Source organism: Mesorhizobium sp. WSM4306 (genome assembly GCF_007003975.1).
GTDB lineage: Bacteria > Pseudomonadota > Alphaproteobacteria > Rhizobiales > Rhizobiaceae > Mesorhizobium.
The window spans coordinates 1-12,690 of sequence record NZ_VFTC01000001.1; the positions used below are offsets into that span (position 1 = coordinate 1).

Annotated in this window: 8 protein-coding genes and 1 pseudogene; all 9 read right to left on the reverse strand. The window is 62.1% G+C overall.

Translation table 11 applies throughout. The features are described from left to right. The coding region (locus tag FJV77_RS00005; protein ID WP_142864851.1) for a helix-turn-helix domain-containing protein at positions 1-320 on the reverse strand (320 nt) is incomplete at its 3' end. Positions 321-354: 34 nt separating this feature from the next. Then, positions 355-654, reverse strand: coding sequence for a hypothetical protein (locus tag FJV77_RS00010; protein WP_142864852.1), 300 nt, complete (start codon positions 652-654; stop codon positions 355-357). Between the two features lie 69 nt (positions 655-723). Further along, positions 724-1,388 (reverse strand): annotated as a pseudogene (locus tag FJV77_RS00015) (O-methyltransferase). A 79-nt stretch (positions 1,389-1,467) separates the two neighbouring features. Next, the gene (gene rpoC, locus FJV77_RS00020) at positions 1,468-5,664 is read right to left on the reverse strand and encodes a DNA-directed RNA polymerase subunit beta' (protein WP_142864853.1); all 4,197 of its coding nucleotides are present in this window, start codon (positions 5,662-5,664) and stop codon (positions 1,468-1,470) included. Between the two features lie 137 nt (positions 5,665-5,801). Then, complete coding sequence (gene rpoB, locus FJV77_RS00025) at positions 5,802-9,938, reverse strand: DNA-directed RNA polymerase subunit beta (protein ID WP_142864854.1); 4,137 nt, start codon at positions 9,936-9,938, stop codon at positions 5,802-5,804. 244 nt (positions 9,939-10,182) lie between these two features. Next, on the reverse strand, positions 10,183-10,560 hold the full coding sequence (rplL, locus tag FJV77_RS00030) for a 50S ribosomal protein L7/L12 (protein ID WP_142864855.1): 378 nt from the start codon (positions 10,558-10,560) through the stop codon (positions 10,183-10,185). Between the two features lie 54 nt (positions 10,561-10,614). Further along, complete coding sequence (gene rplJ / locus FJV77_RS00035) at positions 10,615-11,133, reverse strand: 50S ribosomal protein L10 (protein WP_023667437.1); 519 nt, start codon at positions 11,131-11,133, stop codon at positions 10,615-10,617. Between the two features lie 375 nt (positions 11,134-11,508). Continuing rightward, positions 11,509-12,207: a 50S ribosomal protein L1 gene (gene rplA / locus FJV77_RS00040; protein WP_112566728.1), complete on the reverse strand. Its 699-nt coding sequence runs from the start codon at positions 12,205-12,207 to the stop codon at positions 11,509-11,511. A 4-nt stretch (positions 12,208-12,211) separates the two neighbouring features. Next, a complete protein-coding gene (rplK, locus tag FJV77_RS00045; protein WP_112566731.1) occupies positions 12,212-12,640 on the reverse strand; it encodes a 50S ribosomal protein L11 in 429 nt (142 codons plus the stop codon). Positions 12,641-12,690: the final 50 nt, after the last annotated feature.

The window sequence follows — 12,690 nt, forward strand, 5'->3', positions numbered from 1 at the left end:
CGATTGAGCAGGCGCCCGACATTGGAGCGGTGCACGCTCACCCCACGCCCCTCCAGTTCGACGCAAAGCTCATCCAGCGTCAGTTCGCCGGTCTCGGCCAACCGCAAGCGGACAAACTCGGCATGTGGCTCAAGCTTCCCGCCGCCCACATGGCCCTGCCGGCGCGCCTCAAGCGAACCGGTCTGCCGGCGCAGCTTGATCAGATTGTTCACAAAGCGAGGCGAAACACGGAAATGGCGCGCAGCCTCGCGGTGACCATGGCCTTCATCGACATACGCAACAACACGCTGACGCAACTCAAGCGGTAGCGGCTTGCCCATTGCGGTCTCCTTTCAACCGCAATGAATCACGAACTCAAACCAAGGGGAATCCTGAATCCTTTAAAAGGCGACAGGCTTTAGAGCCTAGCCAGCGAATTTCGCCTCGCTTTGCTTCAGGCGAACTGAGCAAATTGGCGTGGGCCATCCTCAATGCGAGGGTAAGAGCCTGTACTTCATCGATACCATAGGCATGGAACCTACGCGTCTTATCCGGCCAGGCAATTTCGTAGTCGCAGCAGAAATCCAACTCCCTCTTCACCGGACGAAAGAAGCGCGCCGTCACCTCATCGGTTGAGCCGAGCTCGAAATGCCGTTCGATGAATGTCTCGGCCATCGGCACACCTTGTTGGAGTGGTGCCACCCTCGGACACCCTTTTCGTTCGCTGCGTACACTGTCCCGGTTTCACTCGACAATCGCAATGGCAAACCCGTCATAGCCTTTGGCGCCCACGGTCTGGATGGCGGTGCCGTCCAGGCGCTTCTCGCCGCCGATGAAGGAGAACGCGGCGCGTGCGCCTTCGACATAGGCGTCACGGCCATCGTCGTTGAGCACTGTTCCGTCACGGACGACGTTGTCGCAGATGATAACCGTGCCTGGCCGCGACAGCCGCATCGCCCATGACAGATAGTTCGGATTGTTCGGCTTGTCGGCGTCGATGAAGATCAGGTCGAACGGACCGGCATTTTCTCTGCCAAGTGTTTCGAGCGACTGCAGCGCCGGCCCAACCCGCAGGTCCACCTTGTCCGACACCCCTGCCCGCTCGAAATTCGAGCGCGCGACCTTGGCGTGGTGCGGATCCAGTTCAAGCGTCACGACCTTGCCGTCGGCCGGCAATCCCCTTGCCATCCAGATGGTCGAGTAGCCGCCAAGCGTGCCGACCTCCAGCACCCGCTTCGCGCCGCGGATGCGCACCAGAAGCGACAACAGCTTGCCTTGCGCGGCCGACACGTCGATGGCCGGCAGCCCCTGTCACGATTGGTCGCGAGCACCGCGTCGAGCACGGGATCCGCTTCGAAGAGAGAGGAAACGATGTAGTCGTCGACTTCAGTCCAAACCTTCTTGCTCATGTTTTCCTCGATCCGATTGGGGGCCAAAACGCGAAAAGGGGCCGCTTGGGCCCCTTTTCTTCTTCTCGTCCGACCGCGCTTACTGCGCGGCGTTGACCATGTCGGTCAGCATCGGCTCGGCGATTTCGACACCGGAGGCCTTGCGGCGCTCGTCGATGATCAACTCGTCGCGCGAGGTGGCGATGCGCCGGATCTGGCTCATCGTGCCGCCCGTACCGGCCGGGATCAGCCGGCCGACAATGACGTTTTCCTTCAGGCCCTGCAGCATGTCGGTCTTGCCGGCAACCGCAGCTTCCGTAAGCACCCTGGTCGTCTCCTGGAAGGAGGCGGCCGAGATGAAGGACGGCGTCTGCAACGAGGCCTTGGTGATGCCGAGCAGCACCGGCTGACCTTCGGCCGGCTTCTTGCCGTCCTCGATCAGGCGCTCGTTGACCTCTTCCAGTTCGATCACGTCGACGTGGTCGCCCGGAATGTAGGTCGAGTCGCCCTGCGTGGTGATCTCGACCTTTTGCAGCATCTGGCGAACGATCACCTCGATGTGCTTGTCGTTGATCGACACGCCCTGCAGGCGGTAGACCTCCTGGATTTCGTTCACGAGGTAGGAAGCAAGTGCTTCCACGCCCTTGATCGCCAGGATGTCGTGCGGCGCCGGATTGCCGTCGAGGATGTAGTCGCCCTTCTCGATGACGTCGCCGTCCTGGAGATGGAACGGCTTGCCCTTCGGGATCAGGTATTCGACAGGCTCAAGCGTCGAGTCATGCGGCTCGATGATGATGCGGCGCTTGTTCTTGTAGTCGCGGCCGAAGCGGATCGTGCCATCGATCTCGGCGATGATGGCGTGATCCTTCGGACGGCGTGCCTCGAACAGTTCGGCAACACGCGGCAGACCGCCGGTGATGTCCTTGGTCTTGGCGCTTTCCATCGGGATACGCGCCAGCACGTCACCGGGGCGAACCTGCGAACCCGGCTCGACCGAGAGGATGGCCTCGACCGAGAGCAGGAAGCGGGCGTCGCCGCCCTTCGACAGCTTGCCGACCTTGCCCTTGCCGTCCAGGATGGCGATTGCCGGCTTGAGGTCGTTGCCGCGCGGCGTCGAGCGCCAGTCGATGACCTCACGCTTGGTGATGCCGGTCGATTCGTCAGCCGTTTCCTGAACGGAAATGCCGTCGACCAGATCCTCATACGCCACCTTGCCCTCGATTTCGGTGAGGACCGGGCGGGTATAGGGATCCCACTCGGCGATACGCTGGCCGCGCTTCACCTTGTCGCCATCGTCCACGAAGATGCGCGAACCATAGGTGACACGGTGCGTGGCGCGTTCCTTGCCGGCCTCGTCGAGGATCAGCACCGCCATGTTGCGGCCCATGACCATCTGCTGGCCGTCCGAGTTGCGCACCACGTTGCGGTTGCGGATCTCGACCTTGCCCTCATACGAGGCTTCAAGGAACGAGCTGTCCACCACCTGCGCCGTACCGCCCATGTGGAAGGTACGCATGGTGAGCTGGGTGCCCGGCTCGCCGATCGACTGCGCCGCGATGACGCCGACAGCTTCGCCCTGGTTGACCGGGGTGCCGCGGGCCAGATCGCGTCCATAGCAGACCGCGCAGACGCCGACCCTGACTTCGCAGGTCAGTGCCGAACGGATACGGACCGACTGCACGCCGGCCTTTTCGATCTGCTCCACGTCACGCTCGTCCATCAGCGTTCCGGCCTTGACCAGCAGCTCGCCGGTCACCGGATGGTTGATATCGTCGAGCGCGGTACGGCCCAGCACGCGCTGGCCGACCGAAGCGACGACCTGACCGGCATCGACGATCGGCTGCATGGTGAGGCCCTTGTCGGTGCCGCAATCCACGGAGTTGACGATGCAGTCCTGCGCCACGTCGACCAGACGACGGGTGAGGTAACCCGAGTTCGCCGTCTTCAAGGCGGTATCGGCCAGACCCTTGCGGGCGCCGTGGGTCGAGTTGAAGTACTCGAGCACGGTCAGGCCTTCCTTGAAGTTCGAGATGATCGGCGTCTCGATGATTTCACCCGACGGCTTGGCCATCAGGCCACGCATGCCGGCGAGCTGGCGCATCTGGGTGGGCGAACCACGCGCACCCGAATGCGACATCATGTAGATCGAGTTCATCGGCTTCTGACGGCCATTGTCCTCGAACTCCACGGCCTTGATGCGGGCCATCATCTCGTCGGCGACCTTTTCCGAGCACTTGGCCCAGGCGTCGACGACCTTGTTGTACTTCTCGCCCTGCGTGATCAGACCGTCATTGTACTGCTGCTCGTATTCCTTGGCCAAAGCTTCGGTGTCGGAGACCAGCTTGATCTTGGCGTCGGGGATCAGCATGTCGTCCTTGCCGAACGAAATGCCGGCGCGGCAGGCATGGCCGAAGCCGAGAGCCATGATGCGGTCGCAGAAAATGACCGTCTCCTTCTGACCGCAATGGCGGTAGACGGTGTCGATCATCTTGGAGATGTTCTTCTTGGTCATCTCCTGGTTGGCGGTCTCGTAAGGCACGTTGACGTTCTTCGGCAGAAGTTCGCCGATGATCATGCGGCCAGGCGTGGTGTCGTAGATCTTCGACACGACCTTGCCTTCGGCGTCGACCGAGCGGAAACGACCCTTGATCTTGGCGTGCAGGGTGACGGCCTTGGTCTCGAGCGCATGCTGGAGTTCGCCCATGTCGGCAAACACCATGCCTTCGCCCGGCTCGTTCTGGTTGACGATCGAGAGATAGTAGAGACCCAGAACCATGTCCTGCGACGGCACGATGATCGGTGCGCCGGAAGCCGGGTGCAGGATGTTGTTGGTCGACATCATCAGCACGCGGGCTTCAAGCTGAGCCTCGAGCGACAGCGGCACGTGAACGGCCATCTGATCGCCGTCGAAGTCGGCGTTGAAGGCCGTGCAGACCAGCGGATGCAGCTGGATCGCCTTGCCTTCGATCAGGATCGGCTCGAACGCCTGGATGCCCAGGCGGTGCAGCGTCGGGGCGCGGTTCAACAGCACCGGATGCTCGCGGATGACCTCGTCCAGGATATCCCAGACTTCCGGACGCTCCTTCTCGACCAGCTTCTTGGCCTGCTTGACGGTCGAGGAGAAACCCTTGGCGTCGAGGCGGGCGTAGATGAAGGGCTTGAACAGTTCGAGCGCCATCTTCTTGGGCAGGCCGCACTGATGCAGCTTGAGCTCCGGGCCGGTGACGATGACCGAACGGCCCGAATAGTCGACGCGCTTGCCGAGCAGGTTCTGACGGAACCGGCCCTGCTTGCCCTTCAACATATCGGACAGCGACTTCAGCGGACGCTTGTTGGCGCCGGTGATGACGCGGCCGCGGCGGCCGTTGTCGAACAGAGCGTCGACCGCTTCCTGCAGCATGCGCTTTTCATTGCGCACGATGATGCCGGGCGCGCGCAGCTCGATCAGCCGCTTCAGGCGGTTGTTGCGGTTGATGACGCGGCGATAGAGATCGTTCAGATCCGACGTCGCGAAACGGCCGCCGTCCAGCGGGACGAGCGGGCGCAGGTCCGGCGGGATCACCGGAACCACCTTCATGATCATCCATTCCGGACGGTTGCCGGATTCCATGAAGTTTTCCACGACCTTGAGCCGCTTCAGATACTTCTTCTGCTTCAGCTCGGACGTGGTCGAAGCCAGTTCCGAACGCAGGTCGCCGGCGATCTTCTCAAGATCCATGCCGGCCAGGAGGTCATGAATGGCCTCGGCGCCGATCATGGCGGTGAACGAGTCCTCGCCATACTCGTCGACGGCGATCATGTACTCTTCCTCGCTGAGCAGCTGGTGCTCCTTCAGCGCGGTCAGGCCAGGCTCGGTGACGATGTAGTTCTCGAAGTAGAGGACGCGCTCGATGTCCTTGAGCGTCATGTCGAGCAGCGTGCCGATGCGCGATGGCAGCGACTTCAGGAACCAGATGTGAGCGACAGGTGCTGCCAGCTCGATATGGCCCATGCGCTCGCGGCGAACGCGCGACAGCGTGACTTCGACGCCGCACTTTTCGCAGATGACGCCCTTGTACTTCATGCGCTTGTACTTGCCGCACAGGCATTCATAGTCCTTGATCGGGCCAAAAATGCGCGCGCAGAACAGACCGTCACGCTCCGGCTTGAAGGTGCGGTAGTTGATGGTCTCCGGCTTCTTGATCTCGCCGAACGACCAGGACAGAATCTTCTCAGGGCTGGCGAGCGATATCCGGATGGAATCGAACACCTGCGCCGGCGCCTGCGGATTGAAGAGATTCATGACCTCTTGGTTCATGCCGTTCTCCTTTTCGGGGTCCTCGAAAACCCCTTGCATCTAACGCGGGCCAAACGCCCGCTGAGTGGTCGGCCCACCGGCCGAAGAATTTGGTGCATCCGGTCGCGAGAGCCTTCTCCCGCGACCGGATGTCTTTGTTATTCGGCAGCGTCGGGCAGACGTACCGGATTGTCGTCCAGCTTGGTGTTCTCCAGCTCGACATTGAGGCCGAGAGACCGCATTTCCTTGACGAGAACGTTGAAGCTCTCGGGAATGCCGGCCTCGAACGTGTCGTCGCCGCGCACGATCGCTTCGTAGACCTTGGTGCGGCCGGCGACGTCGTCCGACTTGACCGTCAGCATTTCCTGCAGCGTGTAGGCGGCGCCGTAGGCTTCCAGAGCCCAGACCTCCATTTCGCCGAAGCGCTGGCCGCCGAACTGCGCCTTGCCACCCAGCGGCTGCTGGGTAACGAGCGAGTACGGACCGATCGAACGCGCGTGGATCTTGTCGTCCACCAGGTGGTGAAGCTTGAGCATATAGATATAGCCCATCGTCACCTTGCGATCGAACGGCTCGCCGGTGCGTCCGTCATAGAGCTGCGACTGACCGCTGGTGTGCAGGCCCGCCTGCTCCAGCATGATGTTGATGTCGAGCTCATGCGCGCCGTCGAACACCGGTGTCGCGATGGAGACGCCGCGGCGCATCTGTTCGCTGAGGCGAACGATGCTCTCGTCGTCATACTCGCGGACCGGCTCGTTGCGGTCGTTGGCAGGGATGAAGCTCTCGAGCGTCTTGCGCAGCGGCTTGATGTCTCCGGCCGTCTTGTACGCGTCGATCAGCTCGCCGATCTTCCTGCCCATGCCCGCACATGCCCAGCCCAGATGCGTTTCCAGGATCTGGCCGACATTCATGCGACTCGGCACACCCAGCGGGTTGAGCACGATATCGGCATGCGTGCCGTCCTCGAGGAAAGGCATGTCCTCGACCGGAACGATGCGCGACACGACACCCTTGTTGCCGTGACGGCCGGCCATCTTGTCGCCCGGCTGCATCTTGCGCTTCACAGCCACGAAGACCTTGACCATCTTCATGACGCCCGGAGGCATTTCGTCGCCGCGCTGCACCTTCTCGACCTTGTCCATGAAGCGCTGCTCGAGCGCCTTCTTGGAGTCGTCGTACTGGCCACGCAGGGCTTCCAGTTCGCTCTGGAGCTTTTCGTTCTCTACCGCAAACTGCCACCACTGCGAACGCGGATACTCATCCAGCGTGTCCTTCGACAGCTTCGAGCCCTTCTTGAAGCCCTTCGGCCCGGCAATCGCTTCCTTGCCGACGAGAACGTCGGAAAGGCGCGAATAGACGTTGCGGTCGAGGATCGCCTGCTCGTCGTCGCGGTCCTTGGCGAGGCGTTCGATCTCCTCGCGTTCGATCGCCATGGCGCGCTCGTCCTTCTCGACGCCGTGACGGTTGAAGACGCGCACTTCGACGACGGTGCCGAAGGTGCCCGGAGGCATGCGCATCGAGGTGTCGCGAACGTCGGACGCCTTTTCACCGAAGATGGCGCGCAGGAGCTTTTCTTCCGGCGTCATCGGGCTTTCGCCCTTCGGCGTGATCTTGCCGACCAGGATGTCGCCCGGCTGCACTTCCGCGCCGATATAGACGATGCCGGCTTCGTCGAGGTTCTTCAGCGCTTCTTCCGAAACGTTCGGGATGTCGCGCGTGATTTCCTCCGGGCCGAGCTTGGTGTCGCGGGCCATGACCTCGAACTCCTCGATGTGGATCGAGGTGAAGACGTCGTCGGCCACGATACGCTCGGAGAGCAGGATCGAGTCCTCGTAGTTGTAGCCGTTCCATGGCATGAACGCGACCAGCACGTTGCGGCCGAGCGCCAGATCGCCGAGCTCGGTCGACGGACCGTCGGCAATGATGTCGCCCTTGTTGACGCGGTCGCCCATGCGCACCAGCGGACGCTGATTGATGCAGGTGTTCTGGTTCGAACGCTGGAACTTCATCAGCCGGTAGATGTCGACGCCCGACTTGCCGGGATCGAGATCTTCCGTTGCGCGGATGACGATACGCGTTGCGTCCACCTGGTCGACGATGCCGCCGCGGCGGGCACCGATGGCGGCGCCCGAGTCACGGGCGACGACCGGCTCCATGCCAGTGCCGACGAACGGCGCTTCGGCGCGCACCAGCGGCACGGCCTGACGCTGCATGTTGGAGCCCATCAGCGCGCGGTTGGCGTCGTCGTTCTCGAGGAACGGGATCAGCGCCGCGGCCACAGAGACCATCTGCTTGGGCGACACATCCATCAGATCGACATTTTCGCGCGGCGCCATCATCACTTCGCCGGCGCTGCGGCAAATGACGAATTCGTCGACGAAACCACCATTCTTGTCGAGCTCGGCATTGGCCTGCGCAACGTGGTGCTTGGACTCTTCCATAGCGGAGAGATAGACGACCTCATTGGTCAGCTTGCCATTGACGATCTTGCGGTACGGGCTCTCGATGAACCCGTACTTGTTGACGCGCGCAAACGTCGCCAGCGAGTTGATCAGACCGATATTCGGGCCTTCCGGCGTCTCGATCGGGCAGATGCGGCCGTAATGCGTCGGGTGCACGTCGCGCACCTCGAAGCCGGCGCGCTCGCGGGTCAGACCGCCCGGTCCAAGCGCCGACAGGCGGCGCTTGTGGGTGATCTCCGACAGCGGGTTGGTCTGGTCCATGAACTGCGACAGCTGCGAGGAACCGAAGAACTCGCGCACGGCGGCAGCCGCCGGCTTGGCGTTGATCAGGTCCTGCGGCATCACCGTGTCGATCTCGATCGAGGACATGCGTTCCTTGATCGCGCGCTCCATGCGCAGCAGGCCGACGCGGTACTGGTTCTCCATCAGCTCGCCGACAGAACGCACGCGGCGGTTGCCGAGATTGTCGATGTCGTCAATCTCGCCCTTGCCGTCGCGCAGTTCGACCAGCGTCTTGACCACGGCCAGGATGTCGTCCTTGCGCAGCACGCGCACGGTGTCCTCGGCCTTGAGCTCAAGGCGCATGTTCATCTTGACGCGGCCGACGGCCGAAAGATCGTAGCGCTCGCTGTCGAAGAACAGCGAGTTGAACATGGCTTCGGCGGTTTCCAGCGTCGGCGGCTCGCCCGGGCGCATGACACGATAGATGTCGAACAGCGCGTCCTGGCGGCTCTCGTTCTTGTCGACGTTGAGCGTATTGCGAATATAGGCGCCGACATTGACGTGGTCGATGTCGAGAACCTTGATCTCCTGCTCGCCGGTGCCGAGCAGCACCTTCAGCGTCTTCTCGTCGATCTCGTCGCCGGCTTCGAGGAAGATCTCGCCGGTGCCGTAGTTGACGATGTCCTCGGCCAGGTAATTGCCGAGCAGATCCTCGTCGGTCGCCTTGATCGCCTTCAGACCCTTTTCGCCAAGCGCCCTTGCCTGGCGGGCGGTGATCTTCTTGCCCTGCTCGACGACGATCTCGCCGGTGTCGGCATCGACCAGGTCGCCGACAGCCTTGAGGCCGCGGAAACGCTCCACGTTGAACGGAATGCGCCAGTGATCGCCGGCGCGCTTGTAGGTGATCTTGTTGTAGAAGGTCGACAGGATCTCTTCGCCGTCCATGCCAAGCGCCATCAACAGCGACGTCACCGGGATCTTGCGGCGGCGGTCGATGCGGGCGTGCACGACGTCCTTGGAATCGAACTCGATGTCGAGCCACGAACCGCGATAGGGGATGACGCGTGCGGCAAACAAAAGCTTGCCCGACGAGTGCGACTTGCCCTTGTCATGGTCGAAGAAGACGCCCGGCGAACGGTGCATCTGCGAGACGATGACGCGCTCGGTGCCATTGACGATGAAGGTGCCGTTCAAGGTCATGAGCGGCATGTCGCCCATGTAGACGTCCTGCTCCTTGATGTCCTTGATCGACTTGGCGCCGGTATCCTCGTCAATATCGAACACGATGAGGCGCAGCGTCACCTTCAGCGGCGCGGCATAGGTCAGGTCGCGCTGACGGCATTCGTCAACGTCGAATTTCGGTCCTTCGAACTCGTACTTCACGAACTCCAGCATCGAGGAGCCGGAAAAATCGGAGATCGGGAAGACCGACTTGAAAACAGCCTGCAGCCCTTCGTCCGGACGGCCGCCCTTGGGCTCGTCCACCATCAGGAACTGGTCATAGGATGCCTTTTGAACCTCGATCAGGTTCGGCATCTCCGCAACTTCCGGGATCTTTCCGAAGAACTTGCGTACGCGTCTGCGGCCATTGAAAGTCTGGGTCTGGGCCATCGTCGCTCCTTAGCTCTAAACTCGGGACGAGCCTCGCCGCGGCTCGCCTTGCATACTGAGCCGCCTGGGCAGCGGCCCTCTGTCTGTTTCTCCGGCAGCCTGCCGGCTAAAACGGGAGAAAACCCGTTTCCTGAAGGCCGGTTTCGGCCCTCAGGAAAGAGGTTCCCGTACATCTCGCGCTACGCGTTCTCCCTTGACACGAAGGGAGTGGCGGACGGCGCGAGGCCGCCCGCCACTTTTACGCTTACTTCAGGTCGACCTTGGCGCCGGCTGCTTCCAGCTGGGCCTTGAACTTCTCAGCGTCAGCCTTGGAAACGCCTTCCTTGACCGGCTTCGGAGCTGCTTCGACCAGATCCTTGGCTTCCTTGAGGCCCAGGCCGGTGATGGCGCGGACTTCCTTGATGACGTTGATCTTCTGAGCGCCTGCCTCGGTGAGGACGACGTCGAATTCCGTCTTTTCCTCGGCCGGAGCAGCAGCCGCGGCAGCGCCCCCGGCAGCGGCAACCGCCACCGGAGCAGCAGCCGAAACGCCCCACTTTTCTTCAAGAAGCTTCGACAGCTCGGCCGCCTCGAGAACGGTCAGCTTCGAAAGGTCGTCTACGATCTTTGCCAGATCAGCCATTGTTGTATTCCTTCATCAGGTTCGAACGTGTGTTTGTGATAGCGAGGAACGGCCTCATGCCGCCTCGTCCTTCCGGGCGTAAGCGCCGATGACGCGCGCGACCGAGGCCGCTGGCGCATTGACGATCTGGGCGATCCGGGTTGCCGGCGTGGCGATCATGCCAACCAGCCTGGCGCGCAGCTCATCGAGCGACGGAAGTGTGGCGAGTGCCTTCACACCGTCGGCGTTGAGCGAGGTGGTGCCCATTGCGCCGCCGAGAATGACAAGCTTGTCATTTCCCTTGGCGAAATCGGACGCGACCTTCGGCGCCGCAATCGGATCCTCCGAATAGGCGATCAGCGTCTGTCCCTTGAACAGGTCGATGATCGATGCGGAGTCCGTGCCCTGAAGAGCGATTTTGGCGAGACGGTTCTTCGCGACTTTGACGGTGCCACCGGCAGCGCGCATTTTCGACCGAAGGTCGTTCATTTGCGCGACGGTGATACCGGCGTAGTGGGCCACGACGACTGAACCAGCGCCTGCGAAAGCACCATTCAGGCCCGTGACGAGTTCGCGTTTTTCCGCTCTGTCCACTGCCTATCTCCAGTTGACCCCTGCCCCACTAATAGGACAGGCGTCGGGTTGCCTTTTTGCCGGCCGGGCCATCCAGTAACGGATCTCCCGAACGACGCTCGAGGATCCTGCCCCCTTTCGCCACATCGACGGCAAGCCGGCGATGCGCAGACAAAAGGCAAACACGGTTCGAACCTTTCATTGGAGCCTGTCGCTCCGTTGTCAGGTTTTCACCCGTCTCATGCAGGCCCAATTGAATTAAGGCTTCTGGGCCGCCTGCAATCTCGGACAGGATGTCCGGAAACCTCTCGGTTTCCGGTACCGGGCCGCCGACAAGTCGGAGGCCCGGAATTCACTTGCGGATCAGCGCTTTAGCGGCCGATCCAGATGTTCGTATCAGGACGCTGCGAGCGTCGAGACGTCGAGCTTGAGGCCCGGGCCCATCGTCGAGGTGACCGACACCTTCTTGACGTAGTTGCCCTTGGCGCCAGCCGGCTTTGCCTTGGTCACCGCATCGGCGAAGGCGCGGATGTTTTCTTCCAGCGCCTTGACGTCGAACGAGACCTTGCCGACGCCGGCCTGCACGATGCCGGCCTTCTCGACACGGAACTCGACAGCGCCGCCCTTCGATGCCTTGACGGCGGCTGCGACGTCGGTGGTGACGGTGCCGACCTTCGGGTTCGGCATCATGCCGCGCGGGCCGAGCACCTTGCCCAGACGGCCGACCAGCGGCATCATGTCCGGCGTGGCGATGCAGCGATCGAAGTCGATCGTGCCCTTCTGGACGATCTCGACCAGATCCTCGGCACCGACGATGTCGGCGCCGGCGGCCTTGGCTTCCTCAGCCTTGTCGCCACGTGCGAACACGGCGACACGGACCGAGCGGCCGGTGCCGTTCGGCAGGTTGACCACGCCGCGGACCATCTGGTCGGCGTGACGCGGGTCGACGCCGAGGTTCATCGCGACTTCGATGGTCTCGTCGAACTTCACCGTCGAACGGTCCTTGAGCAGCTTCAGCGCTTCACCCAGGGCATAAGCCTTGTTGGGGTCAATGCCTTCGCGGGTCTTCGATACACGCTTTGCAAGTTTTGCCATGATCTCAGCCCACCACTTCCAGACCCATCGAACGGGCGGAGCCCTCGACCATGCGCATGGCCGCTTCGACGTCGTTTGCGTTCAGATCCTTCATCTTCTGCTCGGCGATGGCGCGCACCTTGTCGCGGCCGATCGTGCCGACCTTGACCTTGCCCGGCTCCTTGGAGCCCGACTTCAGGTTCGCAGCCTTCTTCAGGAAGTAGCTCACCGGCGGCGTCTTCATGACGAAGGTGAACGACTTGTCCTGGTAGTAGGTGATGACGACCGGAATCGGCGATCCCTTTTCCATTTCCTGGGTCTGCGCGTTGAACGCCTTGCAGAATTCCATGATGTTGATGCCGCGCTGACCAAGCGCCGGGCCGATCGGGGGCGACGGCGTAGCCGAGCCCGCGGCAACCTGGAGCTTGAGCTGGCCTGCAATTTTCTTAGCCATCTCTTTCCTGCCTTTGTCTCATGCCGGCCCCACTATCGGGGAATGCCGGC